The sequence below is a fragment of the Anaerococcus sp. genome (genome assembly GCF_030825785.1).
Taxonomy (GTDB): domain Bacteria; phylum Bacillota; class Clostridia; order Tissierellales; family Peptoniphilaceae; genus Anaerococcus.
On the sequence record NZ_JAPJPG010000033.1, the window covers coordinates 1 to 18,128 of the forward strand.

The 18,128-nt window shown below is 35.9% G+C and carries 21 protein-coding genes, 1 pseudogene and 1 riboswitch; of the genes and pseudogenes, 17 read left to right on the forward strand and 5 right to left on the reverse strand.

Annotation, left to right across the window (positions count from 1 at the left end; translation table 11 throughout):
* Positions 1–165 precede the first annotated feature (165 nt).
* Positions 166–277: riboswitch (FMN riboswitch) on the forward strand.
* Between the two features lie 76 nt (positions 278–353).
* From ribD to RCH56_RS05610, 5 genes are read left to right on the forward strand one after another with little or no spacing between them, the layout of a single operon-like run.
* Entirely contained in the window at positions 354–1,427 is a 1,074-nt protein-coding gene (gene ribD / locus RCH56_RS05590) for a bifunctional diaminohydroxyphosphoribosylaminopyrimidine deaminase/5-amino-6-(5-phosphoribosylamino)uracil reductase RibD (RefSeq protein WP_306484006.1), read from the forward strand.
* Positions 1,408–2,022 (forward strand): riboflavin synthase, encoded by a 615-nt coding sequence (locus tag RCH56_RS05595; RefSeq protein ID WP_306484007.1) that lies wholly within the window; start codon positions 1,408–1,410, stop codon positions 2,020–2,022. The genes ribD and RCH56_RS05595 overlap by 20 nt, the downstream gene beginning before the upstream one ends.
* On the forward strand, positions 2,023–3,231 hold the full coding sequence (gene ribA, locus RCH56_RS05600) for a GTP cyclohydrolase II (protein WP_306484008.1): 1,209 nt from the start codon (positions 2,023–2,025) through the stop codon (positions 3,229–3,231).
* Positions 3,224–3,685 (forward strand): 6,7-dimethyl-8-ribityllumazine synthase, encoded by a 462-nt coding sequence (gene ribE / locus RCH56_RS05605; protein WP_306484009.1) that lies wholly within the window; start codon positions 3,224–3,226, stop codon positions 3,683–3,685. The genes ribA and ribE overlap by 8 nt, the downstream gene beginning before the upstream one ends.
* Entirely contained in the window at positions 3,682–4,278 is a 597-nt protein-coding gene (locus RCH56_RS05610) for an HAD family hydrolase (protein ID WP_306484010.1), read from the forward strand. The genes ribE and RCH56_RS05610 overlap by 4 nt, the downstream gene beginning before the upstream one ends.
* Positions 4,279–4,300: 22 nt before the next feature.
* On the opposite strand, the gene RCH56_RS05615 is transcribed toward RCH56_RS05610, so the two are convergent.
* The 4 genes from RCH56_RS05615 to RCH56_RS05630 are packed head-to-tail and all read right to left on the reverse strand — an operon-like array spanning position 4,301 to position 7,795.
* Entirely contained in the window at positions 4,301–4,795 is a 495-nt protein-coding gene (locus RCH56_RS05615; protein WP_306484011.1) for a pyridoxamine 5'-phosphate oxidase family protein, read from the reverse strand.
* Positions 4,792–5,610 (reverse strand): 16S rRNA (cytidine(1402)-2'-O)-methyltransferase, encoded by an 819-nt coding sequence (gene rsmI / locus RCH56_RS05620; protein WP_306484012.1) that lies wholly within the window; start codon positions 5,608–5,610, stop codon positions 4,792–4,794. Before rsmI ends, RCH56_RS05615 begins: the two co-directional genes overlap by 4 nt.
* A gap of 9 nt (positions 5,611–5,619) precedes the next feature.
* Positions 5,620–6,321 carry a tRNA1(Val) (adenine(37)-N6)-methyltransferase gene (locus tag RCH56_RS05625; protein WP_306484013.1) on the reverse strand — a complete coding sequence of 234 codons (702 nt, stop codon included), beginning with the start codon at positions 6,319–6,321 and terminating at the stop codon, positions 5,620–5,622.
* Between the two features lie 49 nt (positions 6,322–6,370).
* Positions 6,371–7,795 carry an aldehyde dehydrogenase family protein gene (locus RCH56_RS05630; protein WP_306484014.1) on the reverse strand — a complete coding sequence of 475 codons (1,425 nt, stop codon included), beginning with the start codon at positions 7,793–7,795 and terminating at the stop codon, positions 6,371–6,373.
* A gap of 100 nt (positions 7,796–7,895) precedes the next feature.
* On the opposite strand from RCH56_RS05630, the gene glmM reads away from it, so the two are divergent.
* From glmM to RCH56_RS05685, 11 genes are all read left to right on the forward strand, one after another.
* Positions 7,896–9,242, forward strand: a complete 1,347-nt coding sequence (gene glmM / locus RCH56_RS05635; RefSeq protein ID WP_306484015.1) for a phosphoglucosamine mutase — start codon at positions 7,896–7,898, stop codon at positions 9,240–9,242.
* Positions 9,242–9,562: an aspartate 1-decarboxylase (aspartate alpha-decarboxylase) gene (locus RCH56_RS05640; RefSeq protein WP_306484016.1), complete on the forward strand. Its 321-nt coding sequence runs from the start codon at positions 9,242–9,244 to the stop codon at positions 9,560–9,562. The genes glmM and RCH56_RS05640 overlap by 1 nt, the downstream gene beginning before the upstream one ends.
* Before the next feature lie 81 nt (positions 9,563–9,643).
* Positions 9,644–9,793 carry a 50S ribosomal protein L33 gene (gene rpmG / locus RCH56_RS05645; protein WP_004836270.1) on the forward strand — a complete coding sequence of 50 codons (150 nt, stop codon included), beginning with the start codon at positions 9,644–9,646 and terminating at the stop codon, positions 9,791–9,793.
* Between the two features lie 8 nt (positions 9,794–9,801).
* Positions 9,802–9,984 (forward strand): preprotein translocase subunit SecE, encoded by a 183-nt coding sequence (gene secE, locus RCH56_RS05650; RefSeq protein WP_015778077.1) that lies wholly within the window; start codon positions 9,802–9,804, stop codon positions 9,982–9,984.
* Positions 9,985–9,991: 7 nt separating this feature from the next.
* Positions 9,992–10,615: a transcription termination/antitermination protein NusG gene (gene nusG / locus RCH56_RS05655; protein ID WP_306484017.1), complete on the forward strand. Its 624-nt coding sequence runs from the start codon at positions 9,992–9,994 to the stop codon at positions 10,613–10,615.
* 55 nt (positions 10,616–10,670) lie between these two features.
* Complete coding sequence (gene rplK / locus RCH56_RS05660; RefSeq protein ID WP_015778075.1) at positions 10,671–11,099, forward strand: 50S ribosomal protein L11; 429 nt, start codon at positions 10,671–10,673, stop codon at positions 11,097–11,099.
* 36 nt (positions 11,100–11,135) lie between these two features.
* A complete protein-coding gene (gene rplA / locus RCH56_RS05665; protein ID WP_015778074.1) occupies positions 11,136–11,846 on the forward strand; it encodes a 50S ribosomal protein L1 in 711 nt (236 codons plus the stop codon).
* Positions 11,847–12,039: 193 nt separating this feature from the next.
* Positions 12,040–12,588 carry a 50S ribosomal protein L10 gene (gene rplJ / locus RCH56_RS05670; RefSeq protein WP_306484018.1) on the forward strand — a complete coding sequence of 183 codons (549 nt, stop codon included), beginning with the start codon at positions 12,040–12,042 and terminating at the stop codon, positions 12,586–12,588.
* Between the two features lie 31 nt (positions 12,589–12,619).
* On the forward strand, positions 12,620–13,003 hold the full coding sequence (gene rplL, locus RCH56_RS05675) for a 50S ribosomal protein L7/L12 (RefSeq protein ID WP_015778072.1): 384 nt from the start codon (positions 12,620–12,622) through the stop codon (positions 13,001–13,003).
* Positions 13,004–13,120: 117 nt separating this feature from the next.
* A complete protein-coding gene (locus tag RCH56_RS05680) occupies positions 13,121–13,573 on the forward strand; it encodes a Fur family transcriptional regulator (RefSeq protein WP_306484021.1) in 453 nt (150 codons plus the stop codon).
* 127 nt (positions 13,574–13,700) lie between these two features.
* Positions 13,701–15,959: a metallophosphoesterase gene (locus RCH56_RS05685; protein WP_306484019.1), complete on the forward strand. Its 2,259-nt coding sequence runs from the start codon at positions 13,701–13,703 to the stop codon at positions 15,957–15,959.
* Between the two features lie 175 nt (positions 15,960–16,134).
* Here RCH56_RS05685 and RCH56_RS05690 read toward each other — a convergent pair whose 3' ends face one another.
* Positions 16,135–16,980, reverse strand: coding sequence for a neutral zinc metallopeptidase (locus tag RCH56_RS05690; RefSeq protein WP_306484020.1), 846 nt, complete (start codon positions 16,978–16,980; stop codon positions 16,135–16,137).
* A gap of 174 nt (positions 16,981–17,154) precedes the next feature.
* On the opposite strand from RCH56_RS05690, the pseudogene RCH56_RS05695 reads away from it, so the two are divergent.
* Positions 17,155–18,059, forward strand: a pseudogene (locus RCH56_RS05695) (YeiH family protein).
* The last annotated feature ends 69 nt before the right edge of the window (positions 18,060–18,128 follow it).

The following is an 18,128-nucleotide window of genomic DNA, read 5'->3' on the forward strand; positions in this document are numbered from 1 at the left end:
GATTATTATTTACCAACACGATTTGACAAAGAGCCATTATTATTAGAATTTATTTCATGGAAAACATTTATAAATACAAGTTTTCCTAAAATATTACATAAAAATTCAAAAAACTCTTGACAAAACTTCTACAATGGCTTATACTAATATTGAGTTAATAATAAATTTAATCTTCAGGGCGGAGTGCAAGTCTCCACCGGCAGTAAAGTCTGCGAGCGAAAGCCGAATCGGTGAAATTCCGATACCGACAGTATAGTCTGGATGAAAGAAGAGTTTTTCTATGCTTATTTTGCATATTTATAAATTCGAAGTCCCTGAAAGGGGGCTTTTTTTAGTCTCCAAAAGGAGAAGGAATGAATTATGATAACTTAATGAGAGAATGTTTCGACCTAGCTCGCAAGGGAAGTGGAAAGGTTTTGATAAATCCTATGGTTGGAGCAATTCTTATAAAAAACGGTCAAATAATAGCGAAAGGCTATCATAAAAGCTTTTACGATGATCATGCAGAAATCGATTGCTTTAATAATCTTAAGGAAAGCGCAGAAGGCGCTACTCTTATAGTAAACCTTGAGCCTTGCTCTCACTTTGGCAAGCATCCTCCTTGTGTTGATGAAGTCATAAGAAGAAAGGTAAAAAGGGTTGTTATCGCAAATCTTGATACAAATCCTAAGGTGGACGGTCTTAGCAAATTAAGAAAAGCTGGTATTGAGGTCATTACTGGAGTCCTAGAGGATGAAGGAAGGAAATTAAATGAGAAGTTTTTCTTCAATATGGAAAATAATAGACCTCTAGTAACTTTAAAATATGCTCAAAGCCTGGATGGGAAAATCGCCACAGGATCTTTTGATTCTATGTGGATTACAAATGAAGAATCTAGGGCCTATGTCCACAAACTTAGAAGCGAGTATGACGCAATCTTAGTTGGAGCAAACACCCTAAGGCAGGATAATCCAAGGCTTACTTCAAGGATTGAAGGAGGGGTTAATCCATATAGAATTATCCTTTCTGATAAGCTTGACATAGATAAAGATTACGAAGTCTTTAAGGAAAATTTGGATAAAAAAACTTATATTGCAACAATTTCTAATAAAGATATAGATATAAATGCAGAAATTATAAGATTTAAGGAAAAAGATGGCAGAGTTGATCTTAAAGATATGTTAAGAATCCTTTACGAGAGAAATATCGGATCAGTTCTTGTAGAAGGAGGATCTGTCGTAAATAACTCCTTCCTAGAAGAAGACCTAGTAGATAAAATCTATCAGTTTATGGCTCCAATAATCGTATCCGGTGTGGATTCAAGGTCTGCCTTTATAGGAGAAGGGGCGAGATTCATAAAAGATTCAAAGAGATTTTCTATTGATGATATCAAAAGATTTGGATCTGATGTAATGTTTGAGGTAAATAATGTTTACAGGAATAGCTGAAGAATTGGGCGTAGTTAAGGAATTTAAGCAAAAATCGGATACAGTCGAAATTAAAATTTCTTGCCTTAGGGTACTTGAAGATACAAGGCTAGGTGATTCGATAATGACTGACGGGGTTTGCCTTACAGTTACTGAGATGACGGATTCCTACTACAAGGCCGATATAATGAATGAATCTCTTAAGAAGACTAAGTTTGATAGGAGTCTTCTGGGAAAGGAGGTCAATCTCGAAAGAGCTCTAAGATTTTCTGATAGACTAGACGGTCACATAGTCCAAGGTCATGTGGATGGAGTAGGAAGACTTATTTCGATTAATAAAAACGTCTATAGATTTAAAACTACTAGAGAAATTGGAAAATATATCGTAAACAAGGGATCTATCGCCATTGATGGCATATCTCTTACAGTATCTTACGAACAAGACGATATATTTGAAGTTTCACTTATACCAGAGACCCTCATTAGGACGAATCTTAAAAATAGAAGGGCTGGAGATTTAGTAAATCTAGAAACTGATATCCTATCAAGGATAGTTGAAAAGTTAAATAGAAGCGAAAAAAAGGAGGATAGAGACTCACTTTTGGGTCTATTATAGATGAATAGAGTTAAAGAAGCCTTAGAAGCACTTAAAAGAAACGAAATAATCCTAGTTACTGACGACGAGGATAGGGAAAATGAAGGTGATATGATCTGTGCTGGAGAAAATGTCACAGGAGAGATGATAAATATCATGGCAACTTATGCAAAGGGACTTATATGTACTCCTATTGGTAAGGAAGTATCCCAAAGACTTTCTCTAAATCCTATGGTTGTTCAAAACACAGACAATCACGAAACAGCCTTTACTGTTTCAGTAGACCATGTAGACACAAGTACAGGAATATCAGCATTTGAAAGAGCCGATACAATAAGAGCTCTTGCATCTGAAGACTCTGAGGCTTGTGACTTTAGAAGACCAGGCCATGTATTTCCCCTAGTTGCCAAAGACGGAGGAGTCCTCGAAAGGGACGGTCATACAGAAGCGACAGTTGATCTTTTAAGACTTGCAGGACTTAAAGAAGTAGGGCTTTGTTGTGAGATTATGGCAGATGATGGCCATATGATGAGGGGAGATGACCTCCTAAAACTTGCCGAGAAACTAAATCTAAAGGTGACAACAGTTAGTGAGATTAAGGAGTATAGGAAGAGCCTAGAAGTAGATGTAATATCAACTAATCCTGTAAATCTTCCTAGTGAATACGGAAGCTTCAAGGCTTATGGATTCCTTGATAGAAAAACTGGCAAAGAGCATATAGCAATCACCAAGGGAGATATCAAAAAGAGCGGCGTTCTCACAAGAATTCACTCTGAATGCCTAACAGGAGATGTTCTAGGCTCAAGAAGATGTGACTGTGGTAGCCAGCTTCACAAGGCCCTAAGAAATATAGAAGAAAATGGCGAAGGTGTCCTTCTTTACCTAAGACAAGAGGGTAGAGGCATAGGACTATTTAACAAGCTTAAGGCTTACGAGCTTCAAGAGCACGGCTACGATACAGTAGATGCTAATCTTAAACTAGGATTTCCTGAAGATATGAGAGACTATAAGATCGCTTCAGAAATGCTCGATAGGCTTGGGGTAAAATCAGTTAAGCTTATGACAAACAACCCTGATAAAATAAATCAACTAGAAGAATACGGAATAAAAGTAGAGTCCAGATGCCCTATAGAGATAAAATCAAACGAAACAGATAGGAAATATCTAGAAATAAAGGCTTTGAGAATGGGTCACGAACTAGAAGAATTTAAGGAGAGAGAAAATGCGTGAGTTTAGTGCTAATTTAATTTCAAATGACAAAAAATATGCAGTATTGGTTGCAAGATTCAACCATTTTGTAACAGATAGGCTGGTTGAAGGTTGTCTTGACACCTTGAAAAGACACGATACTAAGGAAGAAAACATCGATTTAATTAGGGTTCCAGGAGCCTTCGAGATTCCTCTAGTTGCCAAAAAACTTGCCAAAAAGGACGAATACGATGCAGTAATCTGCCTTGGAGCGGTTATCCGTGGAGATACTCCTCACTTTGACTATGTTTGTGCAGAAGTATCGAAGGGAGTTGCCAATGTTAGTCTTGAAAGTGATAAGCCGGTAATATTTGGAGTAATTACAGCAGATACCATAGACCAAGCCCTCCAAAGATCTGGTGTTAAGGCAGGCAATAAGGGAAGCGAAGCAGCTCTTGCAGCAATCGAGATGGCAAATCTAATGGATATCTTATGATAGTCATCTTTGACTTTGATGGAACCATTCACAAGACTGAATTAGTCTACAAAGAGGCTCTCTACACAACCTTAAGAGAGCTTGGGATCGACCCCAAAAGTGTTGACTACAAGAAATATATAGGCATGAGCCCAAAGGCCTGCTGGGATGATATTCTAAAGGATGATTCAAACAAGGACCACCTGATAGAGCTAAATGGCAAAAGAATTAGAGAAAACTTATCAAAAACTGGGGCACTTTACGAAAACTCTTATAAAACTCTTAACTATCTAAAAGGAAAATACGACTTATACATCCTAAGTAAGTGCCTAAGAGCCTATATGGATGAGGCGAGAAGAGTCTATAAGCTAGACGATTACTTCTCCAAATATCTAGTAGGTGAAGACTTTGATTTTATAGATAAGTATAGGATTCTAAGAGAAAATGTCAAAAGCGATTATATCATGGTAGGAGATAGGTATGAGGATATAATGGCAGGCTTTGAGAACAATCAAAAAACCGTCTTTGCAAGCTACGGTTATGGAAAAGCCCATGAAAGCGAGAAAGCAACCTATAAGATTAATTCTATAGATGAGCTTATGAATATTTTATAATTCAAAAGGGGACGAAAGTCCCCTAATTTATATTTGATTTTCCGCAAATTTTCTTTATTTCTATCTTATAAGAAGATGTTAAATCCCCATTCATATCAACTGCCATTTTTATATACTCATCAAGATCTGGATAGAATTTCTTACATATAAGAGTAAGGGCAAGGTCCCTTTCTTTTTTATCTTCTATTAAAGAGCAAGTCCCCTCTACTATTGCAGATTCGTATTTTAAGGTAAAAAGCTTGGCGAGCTTTTTATGGTTTTCCATAATCTCCTCATGGCTAATTGGATCGGGCAAGTAATTATCTCCTACAAAGACTATCCTTACATTAGCTTCTTTTTCTAGGAGGCTATTTTTAAGTCCTATTTTTGCTCCATGAAAGTAAAGATAATCACCGTCTCGTACAAATGTAAGGGGAATAGAGTAGCCGCTTTTACCGACAGTCATTACACCGAAGCTTGCTTTATCTATTATTTTTTGGGCGAAGAGCCTATCCCTTTGTCTATCTTTTCTTCTCATTTGCTAAGCTCCAATACATAATCGTAGATTTCGTTTTTGCCAAGATTTGATTTTTTCTTGATTTCTTTTACGATCTCCTTGGTGCGCTTGCCTTCATCTAGAGATTTTAATATTTTATCCTTGTAGGCTTCGACTGATTCTTCTTTTTTTTCGCATCCTTCAAGGATTAGGACAAATTCTCCCTTCAAGGTCACATCTTCTGTATTTATATCAGCTATTAGGCTTTGCCTATATTCTTCGAATTTCTTAGTAAGTTCTCTTGCGATAGCAAGTCTCCTCTTAGGGAAAAGTTTTTTAAAATCAGCTAGGGTATTTTCAAAATTATGGGGAGTATCCAGGATAATAGAGGTTTTTTCCTCAGTTTTTAGATTCTCATAAAATACTTTTTTATCTGCTGACTTTTTCGGTATAAAACCATAATAGGAAAACTTGTCATTGTCTAGGCCTGATCCTACTAGGGCTGTGATTATGGCACTTGCTCCAGGAAGGATAGTGTATGTTATTTCTTCTTCTATACATTTTTTGATGAGGATGTGGCCGGGATCAGATATACCTGGCATGCCTTGGTCAGTTATTACTGCGTAGGTTTTTCCATCTTTTATATTTTCGATTATATCGATAGACTTAGATGATTCGTTAAACTTATGGTAGGAGGTAAGTTTCTTATCTATATCGTAGTAATTTAAAAGCTTTCTAGATTCTCTAGTGTCTTCACAAGCTATCACGTCGACTTCTTTAAGGACGTTAATAGCTCTAATTGTCATATCTTCTAGGTTGCCGATTGGTGTTGGTACAAAATATATTTGATAATCCATAAGACCTCCTTAGTCTAGATCATTTATCTCTTTCATCTTTTTTGAGTAGGTTTTTCCTTCATAGATAATTAAAGGATCTTCTATCTTTAGCCCATCTCTTGCATTTTTTACAAATTCTATCAGGATAAACTGCGGTTTTTCGTAGACTCTTGATTCTACAAATCGGACTCTCTTAGGCTTGAGATTGCCCGACTTATTGAAAATCTCGACCATCCTCTCAGGCTTATGAATCATAAATAGCTTGCCCTTATCCTTGAGGGTCTTGTTGGCAAAGGCGAATATATCTTCTAGCTTCAAGTATTTTTCCTGCCTAGATATAAGAAATTCCTCTTCCTTATTTCCTATATTGTCGGTGATTTTATAGTAGGGTGGGTTGGTTATTATATAATCGAGAAAATTTTCCTCAAAATTGATATTGTTTAGGTTATCGTTTATAAGCTCTATATTTTCTATATTATTTAAGGCAATATTTTCTCTAAGTAAATCAGCCTTTTTCTTTTGAATCTCGACTGCATAGACCTTCTTAAGCTCATAGAGGGAGTTTGTGAGAAAAGAAAGGACGCCAGATCCTGCTCCTATGTCAAGAGCTACTTTATCCTTCCTCATTTTGGCGAAATCTCCCAGTATTATGGAGTCCACTCCAAAGGAGTAAGACCTATCGACATGTATCATTTTAATATTTGTCCTTGGTAAATAATCTAATTTCTTCATATATTAATTATAGCAAATAAAAAAGAGGGATGAAACCCTCTCTTGTTAACTAAGCTGTGTGGATTGACTTTGGCTCTAGATATTCCATTAGGCCAAATCTTCCTCCTTCTCTGCCGATTCCGGATTGCTTGTATCCTCCAAATGGGAGTTCTGAGCTACCTCCAAAGGAGTTAACATAGACATCTCCAGCCTTTATTTCATATGCTATATCTAAAGCTTCCTTTTCATCGCCAAAAACTGCCGAAGATAGGCCGAAGTCTACTGCATTGGCAACTTCGATTGCTTCCTTCTTATCCTTAACCTTAATTATAGATAGAACCGGTCCAAAGATTTCTTCATCGTGGATTTTCATACCTGGCTTGACATCATTAAATATAGCAGGTTTTACATAATAACCCACTTCACTTTCACTAGGAACTTCTCCTCTTATAAGCTTGGCACCTTCTTTGATACCTTCTTCGATGTAGGATTTAACTTTGTCGAATTGTTTCTTACTTGAAAGTGTGCCTACAACAGTGGCCTTATCATCTGGATTTCCAACTGGGTAATTATCATATTGCCTTAGAAATTCTTCTAGAACTTCGTCGTAGATATCTTCGGTAATGATTGCTCTGGATAGGCAAGAGCAGGTTTGACCTACATTTAGATAGACCCTGTCGAGGACTTGCTTGACCCCGTCTTCCTTACTGCATCCTTTAACGAAAACTGCTGGAGATTTTCCACCAAGCTCTAGGACAACTTTCTTTGCAGTATCCATGGCATTTTTGGCAGAAGCTGATCCACCGGCAAGGCTTCCCGTGTAGGATACCATAGCTACATTAGGATTTGTGTTTAATATATCTCCAACTTCGGAACCAGATCCTGTTATGAGATTGAAGACTCCCTTAGGAAGACCTATCTCATCAAAGGCCTTGGCGACGAAATACGCTGTAAGAGGTGTATCTGAGGCTGGCTTTTCTACTACAGGGCAAGCCATTAGTATTGCAGGAATTACCTTCATTATGATTTGACCTAAAGGATAATTCCAAGGAGTAAGGCTTGCTACAACTCCGATTGGCTCCATCCTTACGAAGCCTCCATTCATTTCAATCTTGTAATCTATTAATCTTGCTTGGTCGATAAAGGTATCTATCCTTTGGATTTGCTTATCGAACTGACCAGGCTTAGAAATTTTTATAGGAACTCCAAGCTCTTTAAGGATTGTATCCATTATTTCTTCCTCATGATCTACTAGCCAGTTCTTAAACTTTTCTATATAAGAAATTCTCTCATCAAGGCTAGTCTTGGAAAATTCCTCAAAGGCCTTATAGGCAGACTCACATGCAAGATTTATCTCCCTATCAGTTGCCTTAGGTACTTTTCCTATTATTTCTCCTGTTGCAGGATTTTCTACTTCAATCCATTTATTGGACTTGCTTTCTATATATTCTCCATTTATATACAATTTTTCATTATTCAAATTCTTAAAACTCATCTATTCCTCCTTATATAATAACTACCCAAATTTTTTCTTATTTATTGAAAGGGTATAATATTTAGGAAGAATTTACTCAAAGTAGATAAAGGAGACATATATGAAATATTTTGGTACAGATGGATTTAGGGGAGAAGCTAACAAGACCCTTAATGTATATCATGCTTTTAAAATAGGAAGATTTATTGGAGATTACTTCTCAAAAAATAAAAATGGAAATGGAAAAATCCTTATAGGTAAGGATACAAGGAGAAGTTCTTATATGTATGAGGCTGCTCTTTCTGCAGGAATCACTTCATCAGGCTCAAACGCCCACCTCATGCACGTAACACCTACTCCTTCTGTTTCTTATATTACAAAGACAGAAGACTTTGATTGTGGAATAATGATAACAGCAAGCCACAACCCTTACTATGACAATGGTATCAAGATTATCAACAGGGAAGGAGAGAAGATGGAAGACTCTTTCCTAGAAGAGTTAGAAAAATATATAGATAGTGATATCGAAGACATCGACCTTGCCACTGATGAAAATATAGGAAGAACTGTTGACTTTATCGGAGGAAGAAATAGATATATTGCTTATCTTATCCAAACAGTAACTAGATCTTTTGAGGGAATCAAGGTGGGACTTGACTGTGCAAACGGAGCAAGCTTTACTATAGCAAAACCTGTCTATGATGCCCTAGGAGCAGATACCTTTGTGATAAATGCTGATCCAAATGGATATAATATCAACAAGGACGCAGGATCAACCCATATAGAAAATCTCCAAAAATTTGTAATAGAAAATAATCTTGATATTGGTTTTGCCTTTGATGGAGATGCTGATAGATGTATAGCAGTTGATAATAAGGGGGAAGTAATCGATGGAGATTCCATCCTTTATATATCTGCTAAACACATGAAAAAAGAAGGCTCTTTAAACTCCAATACTGTTGTAACTACAGTGATGAGTAATATCGGATTATACAAGGCCTTTGACGAGTTAGGAATCGACTATGTAAAAACTGATGTAGGTGATAAATACGTTCATGCCTGTATGGATGAAAATGGTTATGAACTAGGTGGTGAGCAATCTGGTCATATCATTTATAAGAAGTTTGCCAACACTGGTGATGGAATCCTAACATCTCTTAAGCTAATGGAAGCTATGATTGAAGAAAAAACAGATATTGCAAGCCTAAGAAGAGACTTGAAAATCTATCCACAAAAGCTTGTCAATGTGAAGGTAAATGATAAGGAAGAAACCCTAGGGAACAAAGAAGTTCAAGCGAAAATAGAAGAAGTAGAGGAAAAATTACAAGACAGCGGTAGGGTCTTAGTTAGAAAAAGCGGAACTGAACCCCTTATCAGAGTTATGGTTGAGGCTGAAACAGAAAAAAGTGCAGAAGAAGCTGTTAACGAAATTGTAGAAAAAATTAAAGATTTGGGTCTAAGTATATAATGAAGGATTTTAGGACGGGAAGAGAAATAGATATAAAGGAAGCTGTTCTCGTCGTTGGAAATAAAGTTTATGCAAGAGAGTCTTTCATAGCCGTGGATACCTCAAAGCTTATAGATTATCCTCCCAAGGTCTACTATGATAAGGATGAAAATCTTCTAGGAAATATGTATGATGGGGGAGTTTTTGAGCTAGAGGATATAGAAGATATCCTATTAGATTATGAGGACCAGATCTTTTCCAACCATGACTTAGATGATATAAGAAAGTTTCTTATAGAAAGAAGGAAAAAATTCTATGAAAAACTCTCACAAAACCAATAAAAATCTTTGACAAAACCGTCTAAAGGTGGTACTATCATACCTTGTATGGAAGTATCCGTATAAATTAATAGGAGGTGTTTTATGGCAGATAAAGTAAAAATGGAATGTACAGAATGCAAAAACAGAAACTATGATACAACAAAAAACAAAAAACATCATAGCGAAAGATTAGAGCTAAAAAAATATTGCCCATTCTGTAAAAAACACACTGTTCACAGAGAAACAAAGTAGGAGCAAATATGGCTAAGAAAAAGGATTCTTTCTTTTCTGGTGTATCAAGAGAATTTAAGAAGATTCAATGGCCAACAAAGAAGACCGCATTTGAGTATTCTTGGATAGTAATTGCAATCTCAGCTGTAACAGCTTTGGCAATTTGGCTACTTGATCAAGTATTCCAATTCCTACTTCAAACTATAATGTAGGTGTGAAATGACAGATTCTTACGATTTCTCAGAAAACAAAGAAGAAGAAAATTTATCAGAAGATAAAGAAATTTCAACAGAAGAATCTAAGGATAGGGACTTAGAAGCTATCAAGGAAAATGCCAGATGGTATGTAGTTCATACCTACACAGGCTATGAAAACAGAGTCAATGACAAGATTCAAATGATGATTGACAATGAACAAAACCCTGATATCTTAGAAGTAACTGTACCAACAGAAGAGTATGTTGAAGTAAAAAATGATACTAAAAAGGTAAAAACTAGAAAGCTTTTTCCAGGATATGTAATGGTTAAGATGAATATCACCAACAAAAGCTGGTATATCATTAGAAATACCCAAGGTGTTACAGGCTTTGTAGGACCAGATGGAAAACCAGTTGCCCTAACTCCAGCAGAAGTTAGAAAGTTCGGAGTAAAAGATGAGGCACCAATACTAAATATCAATGTCAATGTTGGCGATGATGTAAATATCATAAGCGGTCCATTTGAAGGATTCGTAGCCAAGGTTGAAGAAGTTGATAAGGAAAAAGGATCTATCAAAGCTTTTGTAGATATGTTTGGTAGAGATACTCTTATAGATCTAGATTTTACAGATATCGAAATTATTTAGTAACTGTCGAAGTTAGTGGGAGGGCTTTGCCCGCAAAAACCACAAGGAGGTAAAAATGGCAGATAAAGAAGTAAAAGCATTAGTTAAATTACAAGTACCAGCAGGAGCTGCATCTCCAGCACCACCAGTAGGTACAGCACTCGGACCACACGGAATCAACATCATGGAATTCGTGCAAGCATTTAATTCAAAGACAGCAGACCAAGCTGGAATGATAATACCGGTAGAAATGACTATTTATGCGGATAGGACATTTGACTTTATTACAAAAACACCACCAGCACCAGTATTAATCAAAAAAGCTATCAATCTTCAAAAAGGTTCAGGAGAACCAAACAAGAACAAGGTTGGTTCAATCAAGAGAAGCCAACTTGAAGAAATTGCAAAGACAAAAATGCAAGATCTTAACGCAGCTAGCTTAGAAGCAGCTGTAAGCATGATAGCTGGAACAGCAAGAAGTATGGGAGTTACTGTAGAAGATTAGTGGGAGATATAAATCGTAGACCACAGGAGGAATTAAATGGCTAAAAGAGGAAAAAGATATATTGAAGCGAAAAAATCTTTCGATTCAGCAAAAGAATACACACTAGACGAAGCTTTAGATATAATTGAAAAAACAGCAAGCGCTAAGTTTGACGAAACAGTAGAATTACATTTCTCACTTGGAGTAGACAGCAGACACGCTGACCAACAAGTAAGAGGAACAGTAATCCTTCCTCACGGAACTGGTAAAACTCAAAAGGTTCTAGCTTTCGTTAAAGAAGACAGAATCGACGAAGCATTAGCAGCAGGCGCTGACTATGCAGGTGGAGAAGACCTAGCAGCTAAGATCCAAAATGAAGGATGGCTAGACTTTGACGTTGTAGTAGCAACCCCTGACATGATGGCAGTTGTAGGTAGACTTGGTAGAGTACTTGGACCACAAGGTCTAATGCCAAACCCAAAGACTGGAACTGTTACACCAGATGTTAAAAAAGCTATCGAAGAAATCAAAGCTGGTAAGGTAGAATACAGAACAGACAAGGCTAACCTTATTCATGTACCAACAGGAAAAGTATCTTTTGGAAAAGAAAAACTAGCTGAGAACATCAGAAGCTTACTAACAGCTGTTGCAAAAGCAAGACCAGCTGCTGCAAAGGGTAAATACATGAAATCAGTTACTCTTGCATCAACTATGGGACCTGGAATCAAATTATCTCCAGCAAGAGCTATGGATTTAGTTGAAAAATAAATTTGCAAAAAATTTATTTTGTGATATAATAAATAAGTCAAATAAACAGGCTACCAAAGACTACGCAGACAGAAATGTTTAATTATTGCGTATAGGTGGGAAGAAGAATCTACATCCCCACCGATGTAGGCAGGATTAATCTGCCTAACGTGGGGATTTTTTATACCTACCAAAGCCTATAGGAGGTGAAAGAGTGAGCGAGAAAGCTATAGCAGCTAAACAAGAAGTCGTAAAGGAAATTAAAGAGAAAATCGAAAGCGCACAATCAGTAACATTAGTTGGATTTGATCGTATGGATGTAAAAGAAATTACAGACCTACGTAACAAGTTCAGAGAGAAAAATGCTGAATACAAAGTTTACAAGAACACAATGATGAGATTTGCCTTCCAAGAGTTAGGATATGATGAGCTCATAGACGAACTTAAAGGATCAAACGCACTAATCTTCTCAAATGAAGATTTAGTTAACGGACCTAAAGTAGCAGTAGACTATACAAAAGAAGGCGATGAAGAAAAAGAAAAATTAGTTCTTAAAGCAGGAGTAGTAGAAGGAAACTTCCAAACTGGTGAACAAATGATGGCTATTGCTACATTACCAACAACTGAAGCACTTCACTCAATGCTAGCTAACGTATTACAAGCACCAATTAGAACACTTGCAGGAGATCTTAACAACACAGTTGCAAAGATTGCCTTTGCTCTTGATGCAGTACGTGAGAAAAAAGAACAAGCAGGCGAATAATAAAATATAAATATTAAAGGAGAATATAATAATGGCAAGCGAAAAAGTAACAAACCTATTAGAAGAAATCAAAGAACTTACAGTACTAGAACTATCTGACCTAGTAAAAGCAATCGAAGAAGAATTTGACGTAACAGCTCAAGCAGCAGTAGCAGCAGCTCCAGCAGCAGCAGCTGGCGCAGGCGAAGCAGCAGCAGCTGAAAAAACAGAATTCGACGTAATTCTTAAATCAGCAGGATCAGCTAAGATCAACGTAATCAAAGTTGTTAAAGATGCAGCTGGACTTGGACTAAAAGATGCTAAGGCACTAGTAGATGCAGCTCCAAAAGCAGTAGCTGAAGGCGTTGCTAAAGATGCAGCTGAAGAACTAAAAGCTAAACTAGAAGAAGCAGGCGCTGAAGTAGAACTTGCTTAATCTATTTAAGTAAAAGGGCCCTCTGTGAGGGTCTTTTCTTTTGCTTTATTTGACAACTTGCAAAACATAAGTATATTAGTATTATAGAATAATTCTAATATTAGAAAGAGGCAAATGGTGGAAAAGATTATTAATGAGTTGAGAAATGAAGAATACAATCAAAGATTACCCAAACTCAGAGAGCTTTTGGCTAAGCACAATATAAGAGTTTCTCACCAAAGGCTACTGATATTGGATTATCTTATAATGCATCCTATCCATCCTACGGCAGATACAATCTATAAGGATTTAAAGAAAGTGGATCCGGTTATAAGTCAGGCGACGGTATATAATACCCTAAATCTATTGGTTAAGCATAAACTAGTCAAGGAACTTGATTTCAATATGTCGAGTAAGAGATATGAGTTTAAAAAGACTAATCACGGCCATTTCATCTGTGAGTCTTGCGGCTTAATAGAAGATTTGGATGTTGATGATTTAGAATACCCAAAGGAGCTTAATGAATACGAAATAGATAATGTAGAAGTGATATACAGGGGCTTGTGCCCGATTTGCTTACATAAAGATTAATTATAACTTGTGCTTTTAAATTAGCGCAAGTTTTTTGATTTGGAGTTTAACATATTTCTTACAAAACTTTATTATCTATATAATATTTGAATACTAGAATATATGTATAGATAATAAAGGAGGAATTATGAAATCCAATAAACTAATTGTTGCCTTGATGATAAGTGCTATTTCATCAACTGCCCTTTGTACAAATGTTAGAGCAGATGAGGAAAATTTAACAACAAATACAAATGAAATAACTGAAGTATCTAACCTATCAGATGAAGAGATAGATGATCTATCTAACTTTATCAACGATTATAACAACTATAAGGCTGACATACCAGAAGATGACGAAGTATTATTTGAAAAAAATGAGAAAAATATTAGAGAAGTTGATGGAACTAATAAGTTCAATAGGGCGACAGAAACTGAAAGAGATACATTTGGAGAAGATAAAAATGTTACAAATATAGATTCTGAAGTTAAAGAAAAGCTAGAAGAGACTAAGGGAGAGTATGGTAAAAAGGATGGAGCTTACGCAGGAAACAACCTTAGAGAAAATACAGATCCAATCAAAGATATAGTAGTTAATAATGGAGATAATGAAAATCAAATCGCTATAACTTACTTTGTAAGAAATGATTTGAGCAGTCAAAGTTATCTAGTCTTTGATGGGAAAACTTATAAAGCTTCACGAGTATATCAAACAGGCGATTCTAAAGGATATATGTCTCATACTGTTGTCTTGGATATATTAGCAGGAAATACATACACATACTATATCAAAACACCTTCATACACTAGCGATACTTACACATTAAAGACCAAAGCTCTTGGCGAAAACAACGAATTTTCCTTAGCCTACTTTGGGGATCCTCAAATTGGATCAGGTGATAGTGTTTGGGATTCTAAGGGCTTAAATAAAAACACCCAGGCAAAGGTAGACCAAGATAAAATAGACTTTGCTAAGGCAATAGATAGGGCTATGAAGATGGATCCACATTTTTACTTTTCTATGGGAGATAATGTAGAGATTGCAGGATATGAGGGAGAATACGATAGCTTCCTAGATCATGATATGTTTAGGGAAAGAATCTTTTCTACAGTTACTGGAAACCATGAAACATATATGGATAAAAACGACGACAATCAACAAAATACCGTATTCAGAGATCATTTCTACTTGCCAAATGTATCAGAACTTGGCTCTTTTACTAAAAACAACGAAGATGGTAGTTTGACATATGTTCCTGGAGATTACTACTACACATATGGCGATACACTTTTCATTAATTTAAACTCTAACAATACAAATTCTAATGAACACAAAGAATTTATAGAAAAAGCAATTAAGGAAGCTGAAGGTAAAAGAAATGCTAAATTCTCTTGGAAGGTAGTATCTTTCCATCATGCCCCATACTCAACAGCAACTCATACTTCTGACCTTGATATAATAGAAAGAAGAAAAGAACTAGTTAAGATTTTTAATGATAATGGAATTGATATTGTCCTTAACGGTCACGATCATATCTATACAAGAAGTAAACATATGTTAGCTGGTGAGAAGACTTTAAGTTTTGAAGATGCTTATGGAGTTGATCCTAGTAATGAGAATGCTAAGATTAAGGACGGATATTCAGAGACCTTCAACAACAAGATTTATAAAAATGGCAATGTAATAGTAGATGGTATAGGCCTAGATTATGACGGAAATAAAGTATTGAATCCAAGAGGAACCCTATTTCTAACGATGGCAGGTTCTGCTGGAGCAAAATTCTACAATCCAATAGGAGAAGACTCTTGGTTTGTAGCAAAAAGTCTTGATGACAGGAGCCAACTTTTCTCAAATCTAAGTTTCAGTAAAAACTCCTTCTCTATTTTAACAATGGATGCAAGTGGGAAGGTTGTTGACTTATATAAAATTGAAAAAACTAATGATTTTATAAATAATCCTCACATTGAAGGAGAAAACGTAAGAAAAGAAAGTCTCCAAAACTTCATTGATAAAGTGGAAAATTTAACTTTAGTTGAAGATGAGTCTAATATTAAAAACTACAATGAAGCAGTAGATAAAGCTAAGGCAGTTTTAAATGATAAGTTAGCAAGTAGGGAAGAAGTTGACCAAGCAATAGAAGTACTAAAGACTAGACTTTGTGAAGTAGAATTTGCAGATGCAAAAATTGTAAAAGAAACTAAAGAACTAGATAAAAAAGAAGTCGAAAATAGTAAGAATTATCAAAATAATAATAAAGATGAAAGAAAAATTAATAAAGAGTCTAAGCAAAATCTAAAGAAAGAAAACAGAGAAAATGTAAAAACTGGGGTATCCTCAGTAATGGGATACGCTATAGGTTTATTCGCATCAGTTGGTGCTTTATTTGCTAGCAAGAAAGAGAAATAACTAAGAATTTAAGAGATCTTTTAAATAAACAAATCGCAGCATGATCCTTAGAAAACATCTGCGAAAAGTTTCAATACCTCTCCTGACCGGTAAGGCTAATTGGCCTAGGGTCTAGGGGAGGTAAACATTTCTAAGAGAGGCTTCTAAGGATGCTACGATGATTATTCATAGTTTGTCAATACATATTCAAATCTTCAAAAAACTTCATAGAATGATCTATGTCGTGATATTTAAAGCCTAAGTCAAAGGCTTCTTTTCTTTGAGCGCTAGATCCGTGGGTGAAAGAATCAACGTCTACATCACGGCCAGCCATTTCCTGGATCCTATCATCTCCAATTGCTGAAGCAGAATTCATTGCCTCTTCTATATCTCCTTCTTCAAGATAGCCCTTCTCTTTTACATAATAGGCAAAAAGACCAGCGAAATAATCTGCTTGAAGTTCCTGGGCTACAGATACCTTGTTATATTCTGTCTCTGATAATCTCTGTCTTAAGTCATTAGTTTGTTTTATAATACCGAGTTCATTTTGGACGTGGTGACCTACCTCGTGGGCAAGTACATAGGCTAGGGCAAAATCTCCTCCGCCTCCAAATCTATTTTTAAGATCATCGTAGAAAGATACGTCAAAATATACTGTCTTATCTACCGGACAATAGAAAGGTCCCATCCTAGATTGGGCTATACCGCAACCGGTTTTAGTTGTATCTTGATAAAGGGTCATTTTTGCTTCATGATAAGTCCCTCCATTTTCCTCAAACTTATCATGCCATACGTCTTCAGTATCAGCGAGGATTACTGACAAGAAGTCTTCTAGAGTTTCCCTTTCCTTTGAGACTTCACTCGATTCTATTTGAGTATTTTGATTTACTTGTTGATTTTCGTTTGTTACTACACTAGGGTCAACTCCCAAAAAATATAAGACTAGCATAATTACGATACCACCAATGCCGCCACCAACAGCCATAGGAGCCCTGGATCCTCTATTGACATTAGAGGATCGTCTTCTATCTTTCCATTTCATATTTACCTCCCAATTTATTTTCCTTATATTATATTTATACCCTAAATTTGAACAAATATGATATAATACTAATATTATTTAAAGGAGGAAAATTTGGAAAAAGTTAAATCAATAATACCAGGATTTGCACTGGCGATTTTTATTGCTATTATAGCGAAATTTATAGAAAATGTATTGCCTATGCATATTATAGGAGGATCGGTAATTGCTCTATTTATAGGGATGGCCTTAAATAATTACACAAATACTGATGGTCTACTGAAAGATGGGATTAAGTTTACATCAAAACGACTTCTGAAATTTGCTATAATTCTTTTAGGAGCATCTTTAAATATAAAAATGGTCCTAAATGTAGGTAGATTATCCATATACGTAATGGTCTTTACCTTAGCTACCTGCTTTGGTCTGGGTCATTTTATAGGAAAGGCTTTGGGACTAAATTGGAAGATGAGTAATCTTATATCAGCTGGAACAGGAATTTGTGGAGGATCTGCAATAGCTGCAATAGCTCCAGTAATAGATGCAGATGATACTGACCTAGCCTATGCTATGAGTGCTACATTTCTATTTGATATGCTAATGATAGTCTTTTTCCCAATAATGGGTAGGGCCTTTGGACAGGAACTGCTGTAAATGATACGTCAAGCGTCGTAGCGGCTGGTTTTGCTTTCTCTGAGAAGGCAGGAGACTTCGCTGTAATGGTTAAGCTTACTAGGACCCTTTCTATAATTCCAACTGTGATTATATTCTCTCTAATTAATAATCGCATTAAGAGAAAAGAAGTATTTAAAAGCGAAAGTCATAAACTATCCATCACATCAATCCTACCATATTTTATACTAGGATTTTTGATAATGGTTGGCCTAAACTCAGCTGGAGTATTTAGACCAGAGATGTCAGATCTACTAAAAAACGTAAGCAAGTTTTTAATGATAGCATCTCTTGCGGCAATTGGACTTAATACAAAATTCAATGAAATGAAAAAATCAGGAATTAACCCAATGATTCACGGATTTGTTATATCAGTATTAGTTGTAATAGTTGCAATTAGTGTTGAATACTTTATGGGTCTTGTGTAAGTAAGATAAAAAATGGCTCTTTGTCAAATCGTGTTGGTAAATAATAATCAACCAAATTCTTAATCAGGG

What these genes read in the sequence shown, in the direction of transcription:
- RCH56_RS05625 (WP_306484013.1), bottom strand. Translation starts at nt 6,321, where the DNA reads ATGAAGAAATTAGATTATTTACCAAGGACAAATATTAAAATGATACAT.
- glmM (WP_306484015.1), top strand. Translation starts at nt 7,896, where the DNA reads ATGAAATATTTTGGTACAGATGGATTTAGGGGAGAAGCTAACAAGACC.
- rplL (WP_015778072.1), top strand. Translation starts at nt 12,620, where the DNA reads ATGGCAAGCGAAAAAGTAACAAACCTATTAGAAGAAATCAAAGAACTT.
- rsmI (WP_306484012.1), bottom strand. Translation starts at nt 5,610, where the DNA reads ATGGATTATCAAATATATTTTGTACCAACACCAATCGGCAACCTAGAA.
- RCH56_RS05630 (WP_306484014.1), bottom strand. Translation starts at nt 7,795, where the DNA reads ATGAGTTTTAAGAATTTGAATAATGAAAAATTGTATATAAATGGAGAA.
- ribD (WP_306484006.1), top strand. Translation starts at nt 354, where the DNA reads ATGAATTATGATAACTTAATGAGAGAATGTTTCGACCTAGCTCGCAAG.
- RCH56_RS05610 (WP_306484010.1), top strand. Translation starts at nt 3,682, where the DNA reads ATGATAGTCATCTTTGACTTTGATGGAACCATTCACAAGACTGAATTA.
- RCH56_RS05595 (WP_306484007.1), top strand. Translation starts at nt 1,408, where the DNA reads ATGTTTACAGGAATAGCTGAAGAATTGGGCGTAGTTAAGGAATTTAAG.
- RCH56_RS05615 (WP_306484011.1), bottom strand. Translation starts at nt 4,795, where the DNA reads ATGAGAAGAAAAGATAGACAAAGGGATAGGCTCTTCGCCCAAAAAATA.
- RCH56_RS05685 (WP_306484019.1), top strand. Translation starts at nt 13,701, where the DNA reads ATGAAATCCAATAAACTAATTGTTGCCTTGATGATAAGTGCTATTTCA.
- rpmG (WP_004836270.1), top strand. Translation starts at nt 9,644, where the DNA reads ATGGCAGATAAAGTAAAAATGGAATGTACAGAATGCAAAAACAGAAAC.
- ribE (WP_306484009.1), top strand. Translation starts at nt 3,224, where the DNA reads ATGCGTGAGTTTAGTGCTAATTTAATTTCAAATGACAAAAAATATGCA.
- nusG (WP_306484017.1), top strand. Translation starts at nt 9,992, where the DNA reads ATGACAGATTCTTACGATTTCTCAGAAAACAAAGAAGAAGAAAATTTA.
- rplA (WP_015778074.1), top strand. Translation starts at nt 11,136, where the DNA reads ATGGCTAAAAGAGGAAAAAGATATATTGAAGCGAAAAAATCTTTCGAT.
- ribA (WP_306484008.1), top strand. Translation starts at nt 2,023, where the DNA reads ATGAATAGAGTTAAAGAAGCCTTAGAAGCACTTAAAAGAAACGAAATA.
- secE (WP_015778077.1), top strand. Translation starts at nt 9,802, where the DNA reads ATGGCTAAGAAAAAGGATTCTTTCTTTTCTGGTGTATCAAGAGAATTT.
- rplK (WP_015778075.1), top strand. Translation starts at nt 10,671, where the DNA reads ATGGCAGATAAAGAAGTAAAAGCATTAGTTAAATTACAAGTACCAGCA.
- RCH56_RS05640 (WP_306484016.1), top strand. Translation starts at nt 9,242, where the DNA reads ATGAAGGATTTTAGGACGGGAAGAGAAATAGATATAAAGGAAGCTGTT.
- RCH56_RS05690 (WP_306484020.1), bottom strand. Translation starts at nt 16,980, where the DNA reads ATGAAATGGAAAGATAGAAGACGATCCTCTAATGTCAATAGAGGATCC.